This window comes from Calothrix sp. CBUCES-K 9914, assembly GCF_059640475.1.
This window is the reverse complement of record NZ_JBXXZH010000045.1, coordinates 23680-47139: the sequence shown is the minus strand read 5'-3', so window position 1 is coordinate 47139 and position 23460 is coordinate 23680. Positions and strand designations below refer to the sequence as shown.

Annotated in this window: 20 protein-coding genes and 1 pseudogene; 7 read left to right on the top strand and 14 right to left on the bottom strand. The window is 39.0% G+C overall.

Annotation, left to right across the window (positions count from 1 at the left end; genetic code table 11):
* From AC2JBO_RS12990 to AC2JBO_RS12980, 3 genes are all read right to left on the bottom strand, one after another.
* The coding region (locus AC2JBO_RS12990) for a zinc-dependent alcohol dehydrogenase (RefSeq protein ID WP_496954071.1) at window positions 1-629 on the bottom strand (629 nt) is incomplete at its 3' end.
* 130 nt (window positions 630-759) lie between these two features.
* Window positions 760-948 carry a hypothetical protein gene (locus AC2JBO_RS12985; protein ID WP_496954070.1) on the bottom strand — a complete coding sequence of 63 codons (189 nt, stop codon included), beginning with the start codon at window positions 946-948 and terminating at the stop codon, window positions 760-762.
* A gap of 76 nt (window positions 949-1024) precedes the next feature.
* A complete protein-coding gene (locus tag AC2JBO_RS12980; RefSeq protein ID WP_496954069.1) occupies window positions 1025-2092 on the bottom strand; it encodes a glycosyltransferase family 4 protein in 1068 nt (355 codons plus the stop codon).
* 639 nt (window positions 2093-2731) lie between these two features.
* Here AC2JBO_RS12980 and xth point away from each other — a divergent pair.
* A complete protein-coding gene (gene xth, locus AC2JBO_RS12975) occupies window positions 2732-3520 on the top strand; it encodes an exodeoxyribonuclease III (protein ID WP_496954068.1) in 789 nt (262 codons plus the stop codon).
* A 584-nt stretch (window positions 3521-4104) separates the two neighbouring features.
* Here xth and AC2JBO_RS12970 read toward each other — a convergent pair.
* Entirely contained in the window at window positions 4105-4272 is a 168-nt protein-coding gene (locus AC2JBO_RS12970; RefSeq protein ID WP_496954067.1) for a hypothetical protein, read from the bottom strand.
* Window positions 4273-4331: 59 nt separating this feature from the next.
* On the opposite strand from AC2JBO_RS12970, the gene AC2JBO_RS12965 reads away from it, so the two are divergent.
* On the top strand, window positions 4332-5207 hold the full coding sequence (locus AC2JBO_RS12965) for an SDR family oxidoreductase (protein ID WP_496954074.1): 876 nt from the start codon (window positions 4332-4334) through the stop codon (window positions 5205-5207).
* A gap of 48 nt (window positions 5208-5255) precedes the next feature.
* Window positions 5256-6752: a beta-barrel domain-containing protein gene (locus AC2JBO_RS12960; protein ID WP_496954066.1), complete on the top strand. Its 1497-nt coding sequence runs from the start codon at window positions 5256-5258 to the stop codon at window positions 6750-6752.
* Window positions 6753-7076: 324 nt separating this feature from the next.
* Here AC2JBO_RS12960 and AC2JBO_RS12955 read toward each other — a convergent pair whose 3' ends face one another.
* The 5 genes and pseudogenes from AC2JBO_RS12955 to AC2JBO_RS12935 all read right to left on the bottom strand — a co-directional run bounded on the left by AC2JBO_RS12955 (window position 7077) and on the right by AC2JBO_RS12935 (window position 13737).
* The gene (locus tag AC2JBO_RS12955; RefSeq protein WP_496954065.1) at window positions 7077-7439 is read right to left on the bottom strand and encodes a hypothetical protein; all 363 of its coding nucleotides are present in this window, start codon (window positions 7437-7439) and stop codon (window positions 7077-7079) included.
* Between the two features lie 39 nt (window positions 7440-7478).
* Window positions 7479-8108, bottom strand: a pseudogene (locus tag AC2JBO_RS12950) (transposase).
* A gap of 232 nt (window positions 8109-8340) precedes the next feature.
* The gene (locus tag AC2JBO_RS12945; protein ID WP_496954064.1) at window positions 8341-9783 is read right to left on the bottom strand and encodes a S8 family peptidase; all 1443 of its coding nucleotides are present in this window, start codon (window positions 9781-9783) and stop codon (window positions 8341-8343) included.
* A 250-nt stretch (window positions 9784-10033) separates the two neighbouring features.
* Complete coding sequence (locus AC2JBO_RS12940; protein WP_496954063.1) at window positions 10034-11473, bottom strand: C2 family cysteine protease; 1440 nt, start codon at window positions 11471-11473, stop codon at window positions 10034-10036.
* Between the two features lie 356 nt (window positions 11474-11829).
* Window positions 11830-13737, bottom strand: coding sequence for a S8 family serine peptidase (locus AC2JBO_RS12935; protein WP_496954062.1), 1908 nt, complete (start codon window positions 13735-13737; stop codon window positions 11830-11832).
* Window positions 13738-14103: 366 nt separating this feature from the next.
* Here AC2JBO_RS12935 and AC2JBO_RS12930 point away from each other — a divergent pair, with 366 nt between their 5' ends.
* From AC2JBO_RS12930 to AC2JBO_RS12920, 3 genes are all read left to right on the top strand, one after another.
* Window positions 14104-14877 (top strand): TIGR00297 family protein, encoded by a 774-nt coding sequence (locus AC2JBO_RS12930; RefSeq protein ID WP_496954061.1) that lies wholly within the window; start codon window positions 14104-14106, stop codon window positions 14875-14877.
* 295 nt (window positions 14878-15172) lie between these two features.
* Complete coding sequence (locus AC2JBO_RS12925; RefSeq protein ID WP_496954060.1) at window positions 15173-15931, top strand: peptidylprolyl isomerase; 759 nt, start codon at window positions 15173-15175, stop codon at window positions 15929-15931.
* On the top strand, window positions 15880-18666 hold the full coding sequence (locus tag AC2JBO_RS12920; protein ID WP_496954059.1) for a type I secretion system permease/ATPase: 2787 nt from the start codon (window positions 15880-15882) through the stop codon (window positions 18664-18666). The genes AC2JBO_RS12925 and AC2JBO_RS12920 overlap by 52 nt, the downstream gene beginning before the upstream one ends.
* A 297-nt stretch (window positions 18667-18963) precedes the next feature.
* On the opposite strand, the gene AC2JBO_RS12915 is transcribed toward AC2JBO_RS12920, so the two are convergent.
* The 5 genes from AC2JBO_RS12915 to AC2JBO_RS12895 form a co-directional block, all read right to left on the bottom strand.
* Window positions 18964-19581: an FMN-dependent NADH-azoreductase gene (locus AC2JBO_RS12915; RefSeq protein WP_496954058.1), complete on the bottom strand. Its 618-nt coding sequence runs from the start codon at window positions 19579-19581 to the stop codon at window positions 18964-18966.
* Window positions 19582-19707: 126 nt separating this feature from the next.
* Window positions 19708-20127 (bottom strand): type II toxin-antitoxin system VapC family toxin, encoded by a 420-nt coding sequence (locus AC2JBO_RS12910; protein ID WP_496954057.1) that lies wholly within the window; start codon window positions 20125-20127, stop codon window positions 19708-19710.
* Window positions 20114-20347, bottom strand: coding sequence for a hypothetical protein (locus AC2JBO_RS12905; protein ID WP_496954056.1), 234 nt, complete (start codon window positions 20345-20347; stop codon window positions 20114-20116). Before AC2JBO_RS12905 ends, AC2JBO_RS12910 begins: the two co-directional genes overlap by 14 nt.
* A gap of 406 nt (window positions 20348-20753) precedes the next feature.
* Window positions 20754-20975 carry a hypothetical protein gene (locus tag AC2JBO_RS12900; RefSeq protein WP_496954055.1) on the bottom strand — a complete coding sequence of 74 codons (222 nt, stop codon included), beginning with the start codon at window positions 20973-20975 and terminating at the stop codon, window positions 20754-20756.
* Window positions 20976-20978: 3 nt separating this feature from the next.
* Window positions 20979-22805 carry a GmrSD restriction endonuclease domain-containing protein gene (locus AC2JBO_RS12895; protein ID WP_496954054.1) on the bottom strand — a complete coding sequence of 609 codons (1827 nt, stop codon included), beginning with the start codon at window positions 22803-22805 and terminating at the stop codon, window positions 20979-20981.
* Between the two features lie 213 nt (window positions 22806-23018).
* Between AC2JBO_RS12895 and AC2JBO_RS12890 the strand changes: the two genes are divergently transcribed.
* Complete coding sequence (locus AC2JBO_RS12890; RefSeq protein ID WP_496954053.1) at window positions 23019-23360, top strand: hypothetical protein; 342 nt, start codon at window positions 23019-23021, stop codon at window positions 23358-23360.
* The last annotated feature ends 100 nt before the right edge of the window (window positions 23361-23460 follow it).

The following is a 23460-nucleotide window of genomic DNA, read 5'->3' as shown; positions in this document are numbered from 1 at the left end:
GTTTTCGCGGCGCCAAGTTTCTTCGCTATCTCTAATCTTTGCTCATTACCTCCAAATATCAGTACTGATGCATTATATTCTTGAGCGACAGCAACAAACATTAAGCCAATTGCGCCATCACCTAACAAAACAATTGTATCACCATGTTTGATATTCGAGCGTGCAATCCCATGTAATACGCACGCTAACGGTTCAGTCATTGCTGCAAGTTCGTATGGTAAACCATCAGGAAGTAACAGTAAATTTTGCTCAACAATGGGCGCCGGAATTTTGAGAAACTGTGCGAACGTACCGTTATTCCAGGTAAGGTTGGGACAGAGTGAATATTCTTGCTTTCGACAAAAAAAACAGTTACCACATGGTGCAGAATTATTAGCAACAACAGCGTCACCAACTTTCCACTTTGTCACATCTGAAGCAACAGCAACAATTTCCCCAGCTGCTTCATGTCCAAATAAAGTTGGTGGTTTGAGCATTTTGGCATGACCACCTCTTTTCCACACCTTTAGGTCAGTACCGCAAGTTGTTGCAGCACCTACTCTTATTACAACTTCACCTGCTTGGGGTACGGGGTCGTTTACCTGTTGGAGTCGTAAATCTTCTTGACCATAAAGTAATGCTGCAAGCAAGTTTCAATCCTCGCACTCAATATAGATCGCCTCACCTGATTTTAACAGGTGAAGCAGTTCAAACTTTAATGCAAGTCAGGAACTTAATGCCTCAGAGAATAGTCTCAGAGATAAATTACAACTACATGCTTTATGATGCAACGGTTGGTTGTGAGACGATTCCTATATTTCTTGTTTCTGTTGTGGGTACGCGGTTTACTGTCAGTAAAGAAACTTCTTGACGGCAAGATTGACATAGCCAGAATACTTTACCGTGGCGAACGTGGCGCAACAGCATGGAACTACCGCAACAGGGACAACTGTTCGCTCTCATACTCATACTATTGTTCTCCTTTTTATGTTGTTGATTTGATTTGATTTGTTTTGTATTGATTTAATATGCGCGCGACAATTCATTAAATTACGATTTTGGCAGCATGGATACGTCCGTTCTGATGAATCCGATCTTGAATAATTTTTTCGTACACTTTTTCGTATCCATCAACCATACGAGCTACGCTAAAGTTGTTTTCTACGTGTTTGCGACATTCATGACGGTTAAGCTGTAATGCTTGAGGAATCATTGCTGCCATTTCCTCATAGCTAGTACATATTAATCCACTTACTCCGTGGGCAATAACCTCTGGTACGGCGCCCATATTCATTCCGATCACTGGCGTACCAGTTGCCATTGATTCAATCATTACTAAACCAAAAGGTTCTCGCCATGTAATTGGGAACAGTGCAATTGAAGCATTTCCCAGAAGTTCTACTTTAGAAGCATTATCTACTTCACCAAGATACTCGATTTGCTTACCGTCGATATACGGTGCAATTTCGCCCTCGAAGAACTCTGTATCAACTACATCGACTTTTCCAGCCATTTTTAAACGCCATCCAGTCGCACGCGCGATTTTTATCGCATGTTGCGGTCCTTTTTCTGGTGAAAAGCGTCCTAAGAATGCTAAATAAGGTGCCTCTTTTGGTTGAGCAATGAACGGGTAATCTGACAGGTTAATACCGTTGTAAACTGTATCAACGTAATTAAGCTGGACTTGACGTTGAGTATTGCTAATGCTAACGTATGGTTGCTTTTTATGATGGGTGTAAACGTTTATATTTTCGCTGTTAAAACTACCGTGCAATGTATGCACCGTTGGTGTTGGCACAAAATTTGCGCTTAGTAATGCTGGAACGCCTACATGGGAATGAATAATATCAAATTCCTCAGCGCGCTGGTAAACGTGACTCAGTTCGAGCGTCTCGTATGCTGAATATTCCCGTAAATTTGGGTCTAAACGTAATGCACGCGGACAAATTGCTTCGAGCTTCGCAAGCGTATGGGAATCTCCTGATGCGAACAAAGTAACATCGTGACCTCGACGTACTAGTTCATCTGTCAGACGACTCACTACCAGTTCGATTCCTCCGTAACTTGGAGGTGGAACTCGTTCCCACAAGGGAGCCACTTGAGCGATTTTCATAAATTGTTTTGGTACAGGTGAAAAAGCCTAGTATCCCAGGACTATTATTAGATTTTTGGCAGAGCATTTATACTCACCCATCCCAAGTTTACATCAATCAAGGTGCCAACCAGAAAGCAATTCTTTCCGGTTAACCGTACTTGACAGCTTAATGTAAACTTTTTCGACCAATCAGCTATTAATCATTAGGTAACTACATCTATAACATTACAATCACCTATCAAAAAGCTTCATCTATCTTGGGGATCATTGAAAGCCATAAGCCTTTAGACTATAAAGTAGTAAGTATTGATTCGGCACTAATTTTATCCACACTGAGAATTTTCTACTAAGCCAGTAGCGACTAGAATCATTGAAAAAAGACAAAAAATGACTCGTTCGAGTTTAAAATCAAAGCAACGCTCTTGTAATCTTACTTAGATATTCGCGCTTGCGCTGTAGCTCAAATATGCCCGATTTATAATAGCTATTCATAATTGTAAATATCTTTGAAAAAGTATATATAACTTTATAAAAGCAAAACAAGATTTGGTAACTTATATTACAAAATCTTATTAATATTTTGTAACATTAGTAGTAATAATATATGAATGAAGAAGCTAGAGAAAATACTAATAATAGTTGGCTTCGTAAAAATTAATGAAAATAGCTACTTGGAACGTTAACTCAATTCGTACACGCTTAGAACATGTCGTCAATTGGCTAGAACAAAACCCTGTTGATGTGCTTTGCGTGCAAGAAACCAAAGTTGTTGATAAAGACTTTCCGCGCGAAAAGTTTGAGGCTCTGAATTACCATACATATATATATGGGCAAAAATCTTACAACGGGGTTGCGCTGCTGAGTAAAAAACCATTAGAACAAGTCAGTACTGGGTTTACAAGCATATTGCCAGAACTTGATTCAATATGGGACGAGCAAAAACGAGTAATTACGGGTGTAATTGACGGCATAAGAATTTTGAATCTTTACGTACCAAACGGTTCCGAAGTCGGTTGTGACAAATACGACTTCAAGCTGCGCTGGTTGACCGTACTCCGAAAATACCTACAAGTACTATTGTCGCAAAATCCCAACATTTGTATGTGTGGTGACTTTAATATTGCGCTTGAAGACAAAGATATTCATGAGAAAGCTGATATCAAAAACCATATAATGTCATCGGATGCCGAACGTCAAGCGCTCAAAGAAGTGTTAGAGTTAGGATTTGCCGATGCTTTTCGTAAATTTACTTTAGAAGCAGGACATTACAGTTGGTGGGACTATCGCACGATGGCATTTCGTCGTAACTTAGGTTGGCGCATCGACCATCATTATTTAACACCCGAACTATACGAGCGCGTAACAAGCTGCATAATTGACCAGGCGCCTAGAAAACTGGAAAAACCTAGTGACCACGCGCCAGTTATCATGGAGTTGCTAGTTTAAAACTTCATCAAATAATATCTTGGGCAACGGATTATAAACGGATGTAACGGATGGTTTATTTTTAATTGTAGGGTGTGTGACGCTACTAAAATTTGAAAACGAAGCGCAAAACTGATAGCGTCACGCACCGACTTTTGTTTGTATCCAATAATTTGTCTGTTATATCCTTTGCCAATCTTCTACCTAACAAATTTAATAACACAGACCACCAATAGTCTGTGTCATTAATTTTGGTGAGTTGTAGCATAGGCGTCTCGCCTGTGCGTGCGGTCAGGCGAGACGCCGTGAGCCGACCAAATTTAATGACATGAACCACAAAGACACAAAGGACACAAAGGAAGAAAGAAGAGAAGAGAACACACCAAAACTATTGACACAGACCAATAGTCTGTATCCTTAATTTTGGGGAGTAGAAAAAACAAACCGCAAAGGACGCAAAGGACGCAAAGGAAGAATTAAGAAGAGAAAATATACCAAAACTATTGACACAAACCACTGGTATTTCGTGTCGTTAATTTTGGGGTGTTGATAAGCTCTTACTCTTTCTCTCCGTATACTAGTTGTCTGCTACAACACACTTCTAATTAGCGTCGTTCTTTTCCTTCTCTTAAATCGCGAATTCGTGAAGCTGAACTTGGTTGTGCATTAGTTCTATTTTTTATTTTTTCACTGCGAGCAACTATTCGATGTGCAGCCCAGGCTTTACGTCGTTGCATTTCTTGCTCGATAGCTTTACTTGTTAATTCGCCCATTTGCCGCAGGGTTATTAAAATTGATTAAGACCCCAAACCCAAATCTATCCAAAATCATTATGTTTTTGGTAACAGGAGCAACTGGTGGAATCGGGCGCCGAGTGGTGCGACTTTTACGCCAACAACAACAGCATGTACGAGCGTTTGTTCGTTTAACATCGCGATATGGTGAATTAGAACATCGAGGCGCCGAGCTATTTATTGGTGATTTACGTTCTGAGCGTGATATCCAAAAAGCTTGTCGAGGTGTTCGATATATTATTAGTACTCATGGAACTGATGGTGATGCACTTGCGTTGGACTACCGTGCGAATATTGAACTAATCGACCAAGGAAAAGCACAAGGAGTTGAGCATTTTGTGTTTATCTCCGTACTTGGTGCAGATAGAGGATATGAAGATGCGCCTGTATTCAAGGCAAAACGGGAAGTCGAAAGGTATTTACAAGCTAGTGGTTTAAATTACACTATTTTGCGTCCGGCTGGATTAGCATCTAATTTATTATCGCTTGCGGAACGGTTTCGCGAAACTGGGATATATTTGCTTATTGGCGACCCAAAAAATCGAACTTCGATAGTTAGTACTGATGATTTAGCGAAGATAGCTGTTAATTCAGTTGGTGTAATTGGCGCCCGTAATCAAATTTTACCTGTAGGTGGGCCCGAAATCTTAACGCGCGAGGATATACCACGTATATTCAGTCGTATTTTCAATAAAGAGCCAGTTATAATCAATCCACCATTATTTTTAGTCGATGGGTTTCGAGGTGCATTAGGTCTAGTAAACCCACAAGCACAAAAATCCTTCGGAACCTTTAGAACATTGCTAGCGAATGAATTTTTCTGTAAAACAGAAGAGATTAATAATTTAGAAGCAATTTTCACTTTTCCCCTGGAACCGTTGGAAAGCTTCATCCGACGCTATTTAGCTACATAAATCCATTCATTGTCGAAGACAAATCTAAAATCTAAAATCTAAAATCCTATGCGTTCTCCTTTAGCTGCAAACGCTGCACAAGCACGTCAAACAAAACAAGTATTTGCTCGACCAGAGGAGCAGTTATCTTTTGAATTGGGTAAAGCGGTACAGGAGCTACCACCTTTGTATACCAGATTACTAGCGGGAACAATAAGCGCTATAGTGTTTGGTAGCATTGCATGGGCACATTTTTCCAAAGTTGATGAAGTTGCTACGGCGCCTGGGGAGCTGATTGCTTCAACTCAAGTACGTCCTGTAACATCAATTGGAAATGGATCAATTACAGCAGTACGTGTAAAAGAGGGTCAGCGTGTAGTTAAAGAACAAGTGTTAGTCGAACGCGACCCAGAATTTCAAAAATTGGATGTGACGCGATTAGCGCAGTCTGCTAAACTAATTCAACAAGATTTACGGCGCCTTGATGCAGAGCGCACGGGTAACAAAAGTGCTGGTACTCCTATACAAGATGAGCTTTTAGCTGCCCGTTTGCGGGACTTTGAAGCCAAACAAGCTGCTGCTGAAGCTGAAGCAAATAAACAAGCTGCTTTAATCGAACAAGCAAAAGTTCGACTTGTGCGCTTACAAGAGAATTTAGTAAACTCTCAAACCAGCCTTACAAATGCTCAAACAAACTTAGCAAACGCTCAAAACTTACGTCAAAAAGTCAATGCAAACGTAGCCCTCGCTAAAAAGCGCGAGGAAAGTATGGGTACTTTAACTCGTAGTGGCGCCGTTCCCAGACTTGACTATTTGGAAGCGCAAGACCGACTAAACCGTGCTAACGCTGAAATTACACGCGCGGATGATGAAATAACAAATAATCAAAACAAAATTACCGAAGCACAAGATAAAGTCGCATCATTACGAAAAGATGCATCTGCTCAACTTCAAGAAATCCGTCAAGCAGAAGCTGCCTTTCAATCTGCTCAAAATCAAGCCAAACGTTTAGCTTCTGAACGACAAAGCGAAATTTTGACGCTAATAAATAAGCGACGCGAAGAATACACTGACATTACTGGTAAACTTGAGCAAGCCCGTAAACAAACCGATTATGAAACTATTAAGTCACCAGTTGCGGGAACTGTTTACAAAGTTAAAGCAACAAAGGGTCCAGTACAATCGGGTGAAGAGTTGTTATCAATATTACCTGATGGTGAAGAGTTAATGCTTGAGGTCAAAGTACTTAACCGCGACATCGGTTTTATTCGTCAGGGAATGAAAACTAAAGTTAAAATGGCAACATTTCCTTTCCAAGAATTCGGTACAATTGAGGGTGAGGTAGCAAAAGTCAGCCCTAACGCAATTGTTGATAAAGAATTGGGATTAGTATTTCCAACAAGGATTAAGCTAAACAAGCACTCAGTTGTAGTACGCGGCAAAGAAGTACAATTTACACCAGGTATGACCGCTAATGGTGAAATAGTTACTCGTCAAAAGTCAATTTTGACCTTTATTATGGAGCCAATCACCCGCAGATTTAGCGAAGCTTTCTCTGTTAGATAAATTACCCCCAATTTACGTAGAGACGCGATTAATCGCGTCTCTATATATCTAACGTCTTGTTTTAACTGGTTGTAAGCGAATATTTATCCTACGAGTTACCACATGACAATTTCCCTTAACAACGTTAATATTTTCAATTGTGTTAGTATTAGTGTGTAAATATGTTTTATTATTTACACATCTTATCAAATTAAAGTTTTTTCATAAAGCTTTCTAAACTAAAAACATAATATTTTATAAATAGCTGACATGAAAAATATCCACCTCGTCAAAGATGTTACGTGCAACTAGCAGTTAAGAAAAATAATATTCTTTCTTTTATAACTAACTTCGTGATTTATTTTGATGATGGGCTTCTAAGAGCCGCGCGGTAGAAACATGGCGGTGGTTTCTATCAACAATTAAAGGTTCTCGCTTTTTCTTTTTACCTCTCGTTGCTTTTAAAAAACGTTTCAAATTTACCCCTGCTGTAAGCTGTTGTAAAAGTTGTGCTATTTCATCTAAAGAATATGTACCAAAAATTTCCCATTGTAGTAGTAGAATTGCAATTATCATGCCTCTATATATTCCTTGAATTTCATCTACTAAATAAAAATCAGATAAGCCAACCTCGATTTTAATAACTCCATGTACGCTTCCCAAGGCACCTCGCAAAGTCGCAAGTATATTGTATGCAACTAATGCCATTGAGAATGAAAATAAGGCAGCTTTTGGATACGCTAAAGTTTAAATTTCTCCATTGAAGTTCTCAGTTACAGTTTGAAAAAGGTTTTCTATTTTCCAACGATTACGGTATATTTCAGCAACTTCTGCTGCGCTTGCATTACTACTTGGTAAGTTTGTAAAAATTGCTATTTCCCATTCCTTATCCCGTGTCTCTACATTCAGCTTTAGCAGAACCCGTCTAAGTTGTAAAATTTATTATTCATAAGATATTTCTATTTTCTGCTCGAATAATTTTGCGGTTTCAGTTTTTCCTAAAGCTTTTAACTCACTTAATTGTTTAAAGCCTAATGACCCATGTTGAAGAATTACAAAAAACGCTTTTTTCAGTATGAGTGTATATAAAAATTTTGCTGTACAGAAGTTGCGGTCTCCACACCACACTTGTTGTGGTTTTACCTGAGAAAGTACTTGGTCAAATAACGCGCGTTCTTGAGCATGACCATCTTCAACTAAAAAAATATCTGTTACTAATTTTGATGAAGAGTCTAATATAGCTATCGCTTTTCCTGGTAACGTTTTTGCTGCGTAAGCGCGAATAGCATCTAATCTGTGATCTGTTGCCGCAAGGCATGTACCATCCACGAATTTAACTTTATATCCAGGTAATAAACTTGGTTGCTCTCCACCCATTGCTTGAACTAGATAAACTAAATCACTTGCTGTTTCTCTTAACAATGCTTGACTTACATCCAATTCAATTCCTGAGAGCTTGTTATATAATGCTTTTGTATTGATAATTTTTTCTATTGCTTTTGCTTACTTTAAATTTTATGTGAAATTGTCTAGTAGAAAAATGAAGATATAAAAAACCCGATAGCTTCTGCACATCGGGTTTATTAAGAGTATGATTATCGTATTTATTTTATGAAGATGGTATTAAGCGCAAATATTCTTGATAAGGAGCTAGCAATATCTTTCCATAGCGTTCTAAGATATTTTGCGGGTCTTGTGGGTCTGTACTAGCCATACTTGAGTATTCATATGTTTGTACTATATCTTTCTTGGTACTCCAGTAGTCAGATATGCTAGAGCTAGATATATCAGAGTTAGACATGTTAGAGCTTGTTAAGGTATTTGTTTCGGCTGTACTTAATCCACTGGTGTAATTATAAAAGCGGTTACTGTAATTTGTAGATTCGGTGCTGTTAGAGAATGGGTTAAAGCCAGAGAATATATCACCAAAATTGAAGCTAGGAATGGTACTGTTGTTTTGTCCAGCGTTTTTTGATGTGTCGGCAAGAATTTGTCTAACTTGGCTATCGCTGAGACTACGGTTTGCACTTAGCATCAGTGCAACAACACCAGCAACATGAGGAGTTGCCATTGATGTACCACTGTAGCTTTCATAGCTATTGTTTGGAACTGTTGAATATATACTGACTCCAGGCGCCGTTACGTAAGCAAGCTGTTTATTTCCAGCGCGGTTAGAAAAGCTTGCTAAATCACCATTTTTATCGACTGCACCAACTGCTATACCAGTATTTTCAGCATAACGCGCGGGATAAATAGGTGATGCACCTCCATTATTCCCTGCTGCCATCACAACAATAACACCTTTACCACTGGCATAATTGAGCGCATCCTGCATCATTTGATTAGTTCCACCACCACCAAGACTCAAATTGATAACGTTGGCGCCGTGGTCTACAGCATAGTGAATACCCTTAGTAATTGAATCATAAGAACCATTACCGGTATCATCAAGTACTTTCACAGGCATGATTTTTGCATCATATGCAATTCCTGTCACACCATAATCATTCTTTTCACCTGCGATAGTTCCAGAGACGTGAGTTCCATGTCCATCTCTGTCAATCACATCATTATTATTATCTACAAAGTTCCAACCGTGGATGTCTCCAGCATATCCATCCTTGGTGTCATCGTTGGGATTAGTCCAAATATTATCTTTCAAATCTACATGATTAATATCAACTCCAGTATCTAAAACTGCAACGACAACACCTTTACCTGTGTATCCTTTTGCCCAAGAAGAAGGTGCTTTCACCATATCGGCGCCCCAACCATTACCACCTGTATTAGCAACATCAGCAAAGGTTGGTTGACCAATACTCTTTGCAACAGCGGAAGATGCATTTACCAAACCATAACCGTTATTTGAACTATATCCTTGAGGCGTAATTGCATCATTACGAACATTGCGGTCATAAAAACGACTGCGGCGGCTTAAATTTGTATAGGTATCTATATCAGTATAATTACTACCAAAACTATTAAATGAAGTTGAAGTAATGTCTATACTTTTTTGTAAAGCTAAATCATTACTCTTGCAATTAATAAACATGAGTATTTATTCCTCAACTACTTGCTGTGGCGACATCAAATATTTGCTTTGGCTAATATTTAGACAATATGTTTAGATGAAAAGCTAATACTTCCTAGTAAAGAATAACTATGAACACACTATAAAATTTGCAGCCACTTTTACAGAAACGCTAAATTAAATATATTTTTATAAAAATTTTTCTTGTTAAGGCTAAATATGATGTTATTAGGTGGGCACTGCCCACCTAACTAGTACAAGCAATTTCAATTTAGACAAAAGCACCATCCCAATAACTAAAGCTAGCTAGAATTTGGTTCCAGTCAAGTTCCAAAATGCCAGGTTTTGACGACTCAAATCCCCAAGGATTAAATAGAGTGAATTTCTTGGTAGATGAATTATAATTTACCAAAGCATAAGCATGACTGGGAATAATATCTGGCGCCACCCCACTTGACTTAGATGCAAACCCAATTAATTTACCTGTATTAATCGCATTTATAAGTGAGTCAAAGTTTAAAATATTACTCATTGAGACTTTTTCACCAGTTATATTTGACAAAGCGTCGCTGATATAACCGCTCTTGCCTATACCTGAATAAGAATTTGTATTATCTTGGTAAATCCATCCAGATTCGTTAAGTTGTGCGTATGCTTTTTCTGCTAGTGCAACCCAGAGTTCATTCGTAGGGTTATCATAACTACTACCTTTATTGGCATAAACAAATTTACCAGCGTTATCTGTTGGTAAATATTTATCGACGGTAACGTAGTCTGCGACTTGATTACGGAAGAACCGAACTGTAAAAGTATTATCACCGTTATCAATAAACATATTCTGAATTTCGGTTGGGGAGTGAAGAGCTGTCGCAGCTAACCCCACTAGGAAAAAGCAATTATTTATCTGACCTTGTTTAACGTCTTGATAACTAACACCGTTCTGGAATAGTACACCATTTGCTTGTCGATATGTATATCCGGTAGTTGGATAATCGCTTCCTAGAAACCATTTATTCACAAGTTTGTCCATAGTCGTGCTACTGCTACCCGCAGTCAGATTACCTAGTGTACTGTTCTGATAGCTTTTGTTTGCGATATCACCGTTGACTACTTTGTTCAGTAATACTCGCACGTACTCTGGTATTCCAAGCAATGACGCATTCGCAACTAGATTCTTCAAGTCTGCAAACTCAGCAGTATCTACTACACCGTCATCCTCTGACGCGCGTAATATTCTGATTACTTCGTTGCGGTCAATAACTCCATCACTTAGAGATGAATAGACATTGGCACGCATTTTTTGATCTCGGAATAGCATATCTATCCAAGAACCAGTACTTGTAACTACTGAAACTGGTTTTGAAATTGGGTTTGTACTGTATTTGAGATTATATGTAGTATTTGCGTTCTTGAATCGAAAAACTCTGACGTAATAATTACCCGCTTCTAAATTGACATTAATAACTTCATCTTGGTCACGAAAGTTATAAGAACCAGCGATTTCTTGACCATCGCTACTTAAGACTTGGACGTTAGCATTTTCATACAAGCCATCAACAACAAGATTTAAACTACTACGGCTAGTAAAATTAAAACTATAGTAATCGTCTGTATTTGCAAATGATATTGAACCTGTCAAAACTTGGGTGTTTTGATTAAGACTCAAATCTTGACGAACACTGATATTTTGCCTAAATAAATTAACCGACATAACTTTTGCTTTATAAAATCAACTAAATTAAGCACAAAGCACCCATTGCTCCTTGTACTAAAAGGAACTTGCTAGTCAGCCACCACATCCACGCTTCGATTCATAAAATCGTTGAATTTCTATATTGCTGTTTAAACTTCTCAAACAGCCACGTTAAATACACGTAATAAAATTTGCTAATAAGCTATGTAATTACCAGTGAAGAGATTATCGGATAAAACTAATTTATACCAATTTAAAATGTCAAATTATACTTTTAGTCTTTAACATACGGTTGACAAGCGTGCCAAATTCCAAAAGAAAAACCCCCTTTGAAAGAGGAGCTTTCAAAGGGGGGTTGGGGGGTTATCAACAGGTTAAACTCTTGCCATAGCTAAAGCCGCGCGAACAGCAGCATCAGCATTCACAAAACCATAACCGTAGTATTGGTCATAACCTGTGGCGCCTAGATCAACAGCAGTCTGTGCAAGAATTGTTTTAACTTGTGCAGCAGTCAAATTTGGGTTTGCGCTCCACACAAGCGAAGCGATACCTGTAACAATTGGTGTAGATGCTGAAGTCCCATTAAATTTATCGTTATAATTAAAACTAAACGTTCCGTTTTTGTTGCTATCTGCGTTTGCTGCAACATATTCCGTTGGCGCCATTAACGTTAATGGTCTTCTACCAGCGTTAACAGTAGCTTGATCTACATAGTTAGAACCCCACCATGCGGTATAACCAACTTGCGGTTGGTTAGCAACAATCAATTCAGGATTGTTACTACTGTAATCAGCTCGTTGTCCAGGTTTTTTTGCTATGCCATACCAATCTGTATTACCCCACGATGAACCTACAGAGATGAAATTGTTATAATCCGCAGCTAAGTTGCCTGGACTGGAGATGGAACTAAGATTATCGTTACCAGCAGCAGCTACGAATAAAACATTATTTGAATTCTGAGCAACTAAATTTATAAATGCCTGCGAAGTCCCACCTGACAAACTTAAGTTAACTACCAGCTTCTGCCCTTTAGAATTAGCCTGGTCAATCAGTATTTGCGTCGCAGTTGCCAAATCTTTGTCATCGGCATTTCCACCAATTACATCAACTTGCTCAACATCTGAAAACCAATTTATTCCAGCTATTCCAATGCCATTATTTGCCGTGGCAGCAATCACGCTTTGAACAGCAGTTCCGTGGGAAGACGTATCTGATTCATCAATATAATTAGTACCCGAATAAATGGTGCTTCGCAAGTCAGGATGAATTTGACCACTGGCATTAACACCAAGTCCAGAATCTTCAATCCCAATTAGTACGTTTGCTGTACCTTGAGTAAACCGCCACGCATTTTGAACTCCCGTAGCGTGTAAGTCCCATTGCTGGTTAAACTTTTCATCGTTAGTAGTGACAGTCGCTTTAGTGCCATTAGCTAAAATTGTTAGATTTGAAAGGTCAATTGTAACGTCACTAAATTGGATTTGCTCTATACCCTCAAAGAAAATCTGGTAATAATTGCTGTTGAGCGTGATGGTATCAAAAATACGGGCGCCATTACCTGGGTTTGCTTTTACACCCCCACCAAGAGTATTTGCCCAATTAACACTAACTTGACTTAAAGCAATACCAGCAGTTTTCAAATCTAGTGTGTCGCGTTTACCTGCCCCAAAGTCAATATCACCGTTTCCTGATATATAAATGATTGGAGTACTTTGGCTTGGGTCATAAGTAAAAATGTCGGCGCCTAATGTTCCAATTTTCCACGAAGGGTTGCTGGGACTTGAAACTGGGGTTGGTGATGCTGCTGTTGCTATTGGCTTTGATAAACTAGTACTACCAACAGCAGTTGCAATGGGAGTATCAAATGAATATGGGGTGGCATCAGCTTCGTCGGGTGTTGCCGAAACTGACAAGTCGTAAAAGGTTTGGGTATTATCTTCTGTGTAATTATCTCCTGCGTATACTTGAACATAATAATTACCGCTATCAAGGTCAGCACTGATGAATTTACTTCCCTGGTCTTGTACACTCGAAAAAGCAATTACTGCACTTGGCTGTGCTAGCCCGTCATTATTATCGTCTCGAACTAATTCAACATTTAGATTACCTCCAGAATCAAAATCATTGAGTGATAAGTAAAAACTACTACGTCCCTGTAAACCAAATGTGTAACAATTGCTCGATTGCGAAGAGCTAATTGTATCAGTGAATACTTGCACATTGCTATTAATTGTTATATCCAGCGCGTTGCTTAACGAACCACCAGGAACGTCGGTAGACATATGTTATTTTTTTAAGGAGAGATACAAATACTATCAAAATCGATATTCGCTTGCTTTGGCGACAAAAAAATATCAGAGTGATTAATTTAACATAAAAAACATGAATTTTTTACCTAATCTTCACGTATTGCTTAAATTCAAGCTATCTTTACATATAAGATATAAACATTTTACCCAAGTATGTTTACTTAGGAAAGCTAGTATTTAACTCAATAATTTTTAATATTATGGTAAAATTTGTTTCGTTGACCATTTTCAATCACGTACAAACCCAAAGGATGTTGATACCATCTGAGAAATTGATAAACTAATGGTGCGATTAGATTTCTAGAATTCTGAGCTAAAATTCTAAACTTAAGAACTTAAATGCTTTCTTTAATTAACGATTTAAATCCTTGGGTTGTGGCTATCGGCCTCAATACGGCTTTATTAGCTCTTGCATCGGTGGCGCCAAAAAAACTGCTGACGAATGCAGGGTACTTCCACGCTTGGTTGCTGGGTGTATTAATTTGGGGAACTTTGGGTTTTCCAGGTTATATAGTAGTAATGTTCTATTTTCTGGTTGGTTCGTTTGTTACCAAAATTGGCATGTCAGAGAAAGAAGCTCTCGGTATCGCAGAAAAGCGTTCGGGAGCTAGAGGTCCAGAAAATGTTTGGGGTTCAGCATTGATAGCTACATTATGCGCGGTTGGCGCCATATGTACTTCTAATTCTCAACTACCATTACTCCATTCGCTTTTTCTGTTGGGTTATGTTGCGTCATTTAGTACCAAACTTTCAGATACGTGTGCTTCGGAAATAGGTAAAGCGTATGGAAAGCGTACTTTTTTAATTACAACGCTGGCTCCTGTAGCGCGCGGAACAGAAGGTGCTGTAAGTTTAGAAGGAACCATTGCCGGAGTCATTGCTTCTTTGATGCAGGCTTTAATTGGTTTGGCAGTTGGATTAATTGATAATTTTGGTATAGGCTGGTGTGTTCTCGCTGCGTTCATTGCCACTAATATTGAGAGTGTAATTGGAGCAACACTGCAATCGAGGTATACATGGCTAACAAATGAAATGGTAAATATTTTAAATACATTGATTGGCGCCGCTTCTGCTATGGTATGCAGCTGGTTATGGTTATCTCTGGTGCGGTAGGGCGCGATTGTAAAGCAATATGTTACAAAAGTTGCTTCGTCGGCTTTTTTGCAGCAACAAGATTCATATACCATGTAGATATTACTTATACAGCCAGCAGTGAGCTTGACTTTTAAATCAAGTAGAGTTGCTGATTTGCGCTTGTCAAGCTTAGGATTGCTATAGCCGTTTTGATAACAAAACGCTTAAAATGTAGAATTTCCAAAGGTTGGGGAACGCAAACCGTCCTAGATAGCTTCTGCTGACAAACAATAGTATAATTCTTGAACGTATTTATTTATACGTACTTAGCTCAATGGAATCTCTATCATTTATAACCGTCGATGAACAATCAATTTCCGTGGTGCAAGCAGTAAAATACCTGCAAGCGTCCGGAAAGTTGGGACAGTTCATAGGTGATATTCTCCGTCAATACGTAATTGACGAGGAAACCTCAGCCCGTGAGGATATTACCATTAGTCCAGCTTTAACAGAACAAGCGATAATCGATTTTCGTTTAAAAAATCAACTTACAGACCCGCAGCGTTTCAACGACTGGTTGAAGAATAGCGGGACAAATTACGAAACCTTTCACTCGTCGGTTGCTTCCAGTTTTAAGTTAGAGAAACTCAAAGCAGTGGTTTCTGAACCAAAACTTCAAGAATATTTTATTGAACGTAAGATTTTTCTCGATAGAGTAGTGTTATCCCGAATCATCGTTGATAACCGGGAACTGGCGGAGGAACTGCACGCGCAAATTGATGAAGGCGCACCATTTGAACAAATTGCGCGCGAATATTCCCTCGCTGATGACAAAGTGGTCAACGGGATGATGGGACCAGTTAGCCGGGGAACATTACCAGATATACTAAGAGCGGCAATCGATGTGGCTTCTCCAGGTACATTAGTTGGACCGTTGGAATTAGAAGGACGCTTTGGTTTGTTTCGCGTGGAACAATTCTTAACAGCGTCACTGGATGATACTCAACTAAAGCAGACACTACAAAACGAGTTGTTTGAGAAATGGCTAGCAGAGAAAATTCAAAAGCTTACAGTCAGACTGCAAGTGGGCTAACTGCCTCCGATAAGGACTTGCATTTATCAGTGCTAGCATCTTTACCTTGGGAAGAGGCGCCGTTTTGCTGGTTAACACCCGAAGGTAAAAATGTACTAAAAAATAGTGCTGAGACATCCCGCTACGGGTTAGGTGAAAAAATATGGTCAAGAACTGAGCGTGGTTTACACTATTTTATTGTCACGGGTAAAGTGAGACTGCGCGAGGAAGAAACTAGTAAACCATTGGCAACAATGGAAGCTGGTGACTGGTTTGGTGATTTGCTTTTATGCGCGGTTGACTGTAAAGCTGTAGCTGCTAGCAAAGAAGTAACAGTAGTTAGTTGGGATGTTGAAACTTGGCGAAAAGTTTCCAACGCCCAAGTTGATGCATTTTGGGAAGGTTCTGTATCTGAAGTAAACGAAAAAAGCCAAATAGATCAACTTGCCAGGACTGAGATAACACCAATTCAACGGGATGAAGTGAAATCCCAATTGGTTGAATATGATCAGCATTCAAGGCTTGAGACACCGAGCGACGATTATTCTACTCCCAGTGCCTCTGGGTCGAGAACGCAACAGTCACAATTTCAACGCGAACTATTAGCAACAGCATCATCACAAGCAGCAAGTGGATATCCCTTTGTTGCGAGTCACAATACTGGGGCAGCATGTTTAACAATGGCTGCCATTTATTTGAAAAACCCGGTTCAGCTTGAGTGGGTACAGCGTCAACTTCGGGGTCAGCGCCCAAAAAACCTTGTTGAGTCAGCAGAAAAACTAGGGTTTGTTTTACGACGTTTACGGGTAACGTGGTCGGAGTTGAGACAGTTGTCTTACCCTGCTTTAATGCGTTTAAATACAGGTCAAACAAAGGAAGCTACCTGGGTTACTGTCTACGCAATGAAGGGAGACCGACTTATTGTTGCTAACCCTCTCAACCCTGAAGGTAAGTGCGAAAGTTTGCTGCAACAAATGGTTATTGAAGCTTGGGACGGCAATTTATGGCAAGCTGAAGTAGTTCAAAAGCAGGAGAAATTTAACTTAAGCTGGTTTTTGCCAGCAGTGATGCGATACCGAGGTTTACTTACTGAGGTATTATTAGCGTCATTTACGTTACAGTTACTGGGACTAACAACACCATTAATTACCCAAGTCGTTATTGACAAGGTAATGGTGCAGGAGAGTTTGGCGACTCTCGATGTAATGGCTATAGCTTTATTATCTGTAGCGTTGTTTGAAGCATTACTTGGTATACTTCGCTTATTTATCTTTACCCATACCGCGCGGCGCCTCGATTTAAGTTTATCAGCGCAGTTGTTCCGTCACTTAATGCGGCTACCTCTAGCATATTTTGAATCGCGTCGAGTCGGAGATACTGTAGCGCGCGTTCAGGAACTCGAACAAATTCGTCAATTTTTAACAGGAACTGCATTAACTGTTGTACTAGACAGTATATTTGCTGTTGTATATTTGGCGTTAATGTTCTACTACAGCATTCCTTTGACCTTCGCTGGGTTAGCAGTCCTACCGTTATTTGCCATATTGACATTAGTTGCTACACCAATTTTACGTAGCTGGCTCAATGAAACCTTTAACCGCAGTGCCGACAGTCAATCATTCCTAGTAGAAACGGTTACAGGTATTCACTCCGTCAAAGCTCATGCTGCTGAACCAGTAGCGCGCGACCGTTGGGAAGGATTATTTGCCAGGTTTATTCGCACAGGCTTTAAAGCATCTACCACTCAAAATATCAGTAGTAACATCGGTGACTTTTTAACGAACCTTTCTTCGTTGCTAATTTTATGGTTCGGCGCCAAATTAGTTATCGAGCAAAAGCTAACTATCGGTCAACTTGTGGCGTTTCAGATGTTATCGGGACGTGTGACTGGTCCCTTACTACGTTTAGTTCAACTTTGGCAAAACTTACAACAAGTACTACTATCAGTAGACCGTATCGGCGATATATTGAACGTGGCGCCGGAAGCAGAACCAGGAACAGGGTTAGTACTACCACCATTAAAAGGCGAAGTCAAATTCGAGCAAGTGTTTTTCCGTTATAAAGAAGGAACTGAACCCGTACTGCGTGGAATATCATTTGACGTAGAACCTGGACAGTTTGTAGGTATAGTAGGGCGAAGTGGTTCCGGAAAAAGTACTCTTTCCAAATTACTACAGAGACTATATACAATCGAATCGGGTCGTATTTTAATTGATGGGTTTGATATAAAGAGCGTAGACCTATCGTCACTGCGGCAACAAATAGCTGTTGTTCTCCAAGAAGACTTTTTATTTAATGCTTCCATCTTGGAAAACATCACTTTAGGAAACCCAGATATTTCAGCCGAACAAGTAGTGGAAGCAGCGCGTCTTGCCGTCGCTCACGATTTTATCAGTCAACTACCCCACGGTTACGAAACAAACGCAGGTGAAAGAGGAACTGCACTATCAGGAGGTCAACGTCAGCGTATAGCTTTAGCAAGACTATTTTTATCACAGGCGCCGATACTAATATTAGACGAAGCAACAAGCGCACTCGACGCAGAAACCGAACAGCAAGTACTGCAAAACCTCCAAAAAATCTCACAAAACCGCACAGTGTTTATTATTGCTCACCGCTTTGCCCCATTAAAGCGCGCGAACCAAATTTTAGTAATGGAACGCGGAGTAATAGCTGAACGCGGAACACACGAAGGACTACTACGCGATAAAGGACTATATTGGTCACTCTATCAGCGTCAGCAAGCCAACGTTTAAGAGTAGAAAGTGCGCTCGTGCTGAGTGCTAAGTAAACTTCATATCTTGTGGAATGGGCATCCTTGCCCGTTCCAAATATTAGGATGTGTAAAGAAAAGGCGCCTATATCTCAAAACTTTTGACATGAAGCACTAATGGTTTATGTCATTAATTTTAATGGTATATCTTTTTACCACAGAGACACAGAGTTCACAGAGAGAAGAGTTAAAAGAGTTTGTTTTCGGCGCCGAAAGCCAGCTCTATTTTATTGCTTCAAATGAAACTTTGGGTGGGCGGCGCCCACCAAAACAATTAAACTTACGCTGTAGTAACTAGTTTTTCTATTGCCTCCCTCGCAGCTATCAGAGATTTTTCTCGTGTTCCATCACCTGATAGATTTTCGGCATGAATAAAGGAAACATCAGTAACACCTAAAAACCCAAACAATGTCCGCAGGTAAGGTTCCTGAAAATCGTATTGTGCCAATGGTGTACCCTGAGCAAAGCTACCTCCGCGCGCAGTAATAACCAAAGCTTTTTTATTTTTGAGTAAACCTTCAAATCCATTTTGGCTAATTGTGAAAGTTCTTCCTACCCTTGCTACCTGGTCAACATACGCTTTGAAAACCGAGGAAATGCCAAAGTTATACATTGGGGCGCCAAACACATAAATATTTGCTGCAACTAACTCATCAATTAGTTCATCAGAAATCTTCAAAGCAGCTTCTAATGCAGGAGTGCGCTGGTCAGGAGGACTAAAGGCGCCTGCTATCCAAGCTTCATCAACATGAGGAATAGGGTTATGTCCAATATCCCTATAAGTTACCGTATCACCAGGATGGGCTTGTAACCAAGCGCTGACAAATTCCTTGGTCAAACTACGAGAAATAGAACGCTCTCCGCGAGGACTTGTATCGACATGTAGAATATTTGCCATGATGTAGCCTAATTATAGTGCTATTTAATATTACTTAATGATTCCAAACGTGTGTATTTCTTTCATTTGGTAATTACAACCAATTTTTTAGATAATTAATCAAGGGTTGAAAACTCTACTTTATTTTTATATCCAGTTATCTATACGCAAATCCACTATCTGCCCAAAATCCGAAGAATTCCTAGTTAGTAAAATAGCATTGTTTACTTTGGTAATCGAGGCAATTTTCAAGTCCATTGTGCCAAGTCTAGGATACAACTTCTTAAGTCGTTGAAACTCTTGCGCTGCTTCTTGTTCAAACTCGATAACAGCGATAGCGCAATAATTCATTAATTGCCGATGAAGCTTTTGATAACCTTCAACCTGTCTCTCAACAGTCTTAGCTTTTGCTATTTGACTCAACCATCCTCGCATTTGTTCTTCGTAGCTAATGATAGTTGCTGCTACCTGGCCAGGGTTGATGTTAGCTAATCTTAGTAAAAGACTTTGTGCCTCCATACCTCCCCTATCCAAAATGCTAATATGGTCAGTATCAAGAATGTACATCGCTCCTTTCGTCTGGTTCTAGAGAATTAGAGCGTAGGGATTCGCGGTATTCACGCCCTAGCTTCATCGCTTCATCATACACTGGGTCGTTAGCAAATGTTCCATGAATTTTTTCCCACCAAGGAGTATTTGCATTTTCATCCAATTTATTTTTAAGTCGTGCAACTTCAGCTTCTAAAATTGCGACTCTTTCCTCTAGCTTTTCTGGTACTATTGACATAAATAACCTCTATCTTTATTGCAAAAAGTAACAACAGAGTTAAATTTTATTCCTTTATAGATAGATTTTTAGTGCCATCCTAAAGTTTGATCGTGTGCTATTACATGTGAGAACAACAGTCAAAATATTTCCTATTATAACTGTTTTTACTTAAAAATGTCCACCCAATATGAGGTATACGAACGTTTGTATGACTGGCGCCTATACCTTATCATCCACTTGTATCTTAGGAATCTCCTTCGCAGTTAAAGTTATAATCTTCCCATTTTTCATAAAACTAATAGACTCACGCCCGCCTGCGGTGTATTTCAATCGCTTGGGCAACAGCAGCTTTAACTCCAGCTTCTATTTTACGATGTAAATTTATCATTTCTTCTTCAGTCATTTTAATTGTAGCACCTAACTGTTAATAACCTTCAATAATTCCCTCAAAGTCAATTACAATGGGGTGATCTTTACAAATACCATAAGTTTCTTCAAAGAAGCCAGACGCCCAGCCTTTTCCTTTCCAACTAACAAGTTTGAAGGTAACAGTTACTTCTAACTCAACATTAGATAATCCAGTAGGAACATCTAGATGTAAAATACCATCTCCACCAACATAATAATGCTTATTTACAGTGTTCATCTACTAATCTTTTTCATAATCATCTAAGTTTTCGTCATATTCTACCGACTCAATGTCATCAGGTTCAGCCTCTTGCTCAATATTAATAGTAGATAAATAAGACTTACCCATAGCTTTTTCAATTTTTTCCAAAAGTGACTTTTGTCGAGCATACAAAAAATTATCTTGGCGTAGAAGCTTAGTTTCAATAAGATGTGTTTGTAAGAACTCATCAATATGAGCTTCTGTAACCCCAGCTTCCTTTTGAACTTTTGGCAAATAAACGCTTGGAGCTTTACCTCCAATCATACGGTTGGTTCTTGCTGAAATAGGAGTTTTGTTTAAAATACAATCCCAAAGTTTAGCGTCAATTCCTTGTTCTTTACACCAGTGCTGCGGAAATATATGGTGAATATCTATCTTATCATCAAAATATATTTCAGTGTCTATTGGACTGCCTGTACGAAAATCAACACTACCATTATGGAGTAGTAAAGCAAACAAACCTTTGTAAGCTGCACTGTTGCGTGTACGTAAACTTAAAAGACGACCTGGTGCAAAATTGGCACTTGTAACAGTATCTGGTTCAGAACCGTCATTAACCCATGCTAAAACTTCCTGTAAATCTTTAGCAAGCCTCGTTTCTATGGCGCCACTATAGAGTTCTCCAAAAACTCCACACCAGTACCAACGTGCTAATTTTGAGCTGACTCCTGCATTATCTGCTTGCTTCCCTAATATTGCGAAAATAGCAGCCAGTGCAGTTAGTTGAGGTCGATATGGTAAATCTCTTGCTGTAAATATTTTTAGGGTATGAAGTAATTTTGCTGCTTTTTCAAAACCTCTTGTAACTGCCTCATTCAAATTTTTGTACTCGTCAACAGTTAGTTTTAAAATGTCTTTACGAGTACAGCTTACGGCGCCACCGTGAGGCAAACGTTCTTTTGTAACAACCAAACTAACAGCTTGTAAAAAATCAGTGTTTTGAAGATTTTCCAAGATTTTGAATTGCTTAAGTTTCTTTTCGCGCTTATCCCAATCATCCCGCAAGTTAAATTCATCAACAGCATAAGTAGCTGTTAATAGTTCAAAAACAGTGAGAGAAACACCTCCTGTGTTTACCTTTTCAAAAACCTGACAAACTGCTTCTCTAGGCGTTTCTTTTGAAAGCTGAATAATTGGTACTTGATATTGCTGATAAGGTTGAATTACTTCTTGGTAAAAATTAGTCCAGCGCGTTAGACGTTCTGAGATAGTAATAGGGTCAAGTTGCAAATATGTTTGCATCCACTGATTTTGACCTAAAGTATCAAAAACAAGATTTAATGGAAAAACTTCTGAGCTACACTCTTTTTCAATTGACGAGTAATCAGCAATAACTTCACCACGAAAATTCTTTATAAGCTTATCGCTTGGCACACTAATAATTGCATCTTCACGTTCAGCATTTGCTGAAAGCGCTTTACCAATATCAACATAATACCAAAGCTTAGTATCTCTACCGCGCGCGTCTTTAGTTTGAACAGGATTAGAACAAAAAAGTACTTGAAACAATGAAGTTATACGTTGTTGTCCATCTAAAATCAAGTATCCTGGTTTTTGTATTGTATCAAGTAAAACACCTTCTAGCACACGATGCTTAAATTTGACGGCAGGATTACCTGTTTCCAGCATCATTACTGCGCCAATTGGGTAAGATAAAGAAACACTAGCTAGTAGAGAGCGTATTTGCTCATCATTCCAAACCCAGCTACGCTGAAAGTCTGGCAGTTGAGTTTTACCTTCCTTTGTGTTTTCTAATATTTGCCGTAGAGATTCTTTAATGCTTTGAGTACTTGCAATTGCTGGCATATTATTTTTATTTTTATACAAGAAAACAACTCTAGGGTTTCAAGTGCCCTGAAATACAGTTTAAGGTTAACTTAAGTAGCTGTCATGTATCAAGTTAGTCGTTTAATACTATGGTACTAAATTATGTAAAGCTATTACAAGTAGAGGCAGTATAAAGCTAAAATTTTATTTAACTTGATAGCCAGATGAATTTATAAACAATAACGAGTAATTATGTCTGTTTTAATAGAAGCATTAGAAAGAATCCGAGAAAAGCTTCTTAAGTACAAACCTGAAGTTGCCTCTAAGCTGCAACCAGGATTAAACCGTCAAGAAATAGAGGAGTTAGTCAAAGACTTCCCGTTCTCTTTACCTGAAGAAGTTTATGAACTTTACCAATGGCATAATGGTACGCAAGGCGCCAGACTCATATCATCTTCTCCTTATACAAGCATCATGCTTTATCTAATTGTATCAACTACTAATTTATCTGTGTTACGTGAGTATACGTTTGCGCCCACCTACATTAAAGGACGGCGCCTATATATCAATACTTATGTAGCATTTGTAGTATAGCACAAGATTTTACTAAAGGTTACGTGCATTACTGTACTAACTATCCAGTTACATCTAGTTCTATATTCAAGGTTGAAGAATGGGAATTAATATGATTATT

Coding starts and splice junctions, on each gene's coding strand:
- AC2JBO_RS12965 (WP_496954074.1), top strand. CDS start 4,332: ATGTTTTTGGTAACAGGAGCAACTGGTGGAATCGGGCGCCGAGTGGTG.
- AC2JBO_RS12945 (WP_496954064.1), bottom strand. CDS start 9,783: ATGTTTATTAATTGCAAGAGTAATGATTTAGCTTTACAAAAAAGTATA.
- AC2JBO_RS12955 (WP_496954065.1), bottom strand. CDS start 7,439: ATGGCATTAGTTGCATACAATATACTTGCGACTTTGCGAGGTGCCTTG.
- AC2JBO_RS12930 (WP_496954061.1), top strand. CDS start 14,104: ATGCTTTCTTTAATTAACGATTTAAATCCTTGGGTTGTGGCTATCGGC.
- AC2JBO_RS12980 (WP_496954069.1), bottom strand. CDS start 2,092: ATGAAAATCGCTCAAGTGGCTCCCTTGTGGGAACGAGTTCCACCTCCA.
- AC2JBO_RS12960 (WP_496954066.1), top strand. CDS start 5,256: ATGCGTTCTCCTTTAGCTGCAAACGCTGCACAAGCACGTCAAACAAAA.
- AC2JBO_RS12905 (WP_496954056.1), bottom strand. CDS start 20,347: ATGTCAATAGTACCAGAAAAGCTAGAGGAAAGAGTCGCAATTTTAGAA.
- AC2JBO_RS12935 (WP_496954062.1), bottom strand. CDS start 13,737: ATGTCTACCGACGTTCCTGGTGGTTCGTTAAGCAACGCGCTGGATATA.
- AC2JBO_RS12920 (WP_496954059.1), top strand. CDS start 15,880: ATGGCTAGCAGAGAAAATTCAAAAGCTTACAGTCAGACTGCAAGTGGG.
- AC2JBO_RS12915 (WP_496954058.1), bottom strand. CDS start 19,581: ATGGCAAATATTCTACATGTCGATACAAGTCCTCGCGGAGAGCGTTCT.
- AC2JBO_RS12985 (WP_496954070.1), bottom strand. CDS start 948: ATGAGTATGAGAGCGAACAGTTGTCCCTGTTGCGGTAGTTCCATGCTG.
- AC2JBO_RS12910 (WP_496954057.1), bottom strand. CDS start 20,127: ATGTACATTCTTGATACTGACCATATTAGCATTTTGGATAGGGGAGGT.
- AC2JBO_RS12925 (WP_496954060.1), top strand. CDS start 15,173: ATGGAATCTCTATCATTTATAACCGTCGATGAACAATCAATTTCCGTG.
- AC2JBO_RS12890 (WP_496954053.1), top strand. CDS start 23,019: ATGTCTGTTTTAATAGAAGCATTAGAAAGAATCCGAGAAAAGCTTCTT.
- xth (WP_496954068.1), top strand. CDS start 2,732: ATGAAAATAGCTACTTGGAACGTTAACTCAATTCGTACACGCTTAGAA.
- AC2JBO_RS12895 (WP_496954054.1), bottom strand. CDS start 22,805: ATGCCAGCAATTGCAAGTACTCAAAGCATTAAAGAATCTCTACGGCAA.
- AC2JBO_RS12970 (WP_496954067.1), bottom strand. CDS start 4,272: ATGGGCGAATTAACAAGTAAAGCTATCGAGCAAGAAATGCAACGACGT.
- AC2JBO_RS12940 (WP_496954063.1), bottom strand. CDS start 11,473: ATGTCGGTTAATTTATTTAGGCAAAATATCAGTGTTCGTCAAGATTTG.
- AC2JBO_RS12900 (WP_496954055.1), bottom strand. CDS start 20,975: ATGAACACTGTAAATAAGCATTATTATGTTGGTGGAGATGGTATTTTA.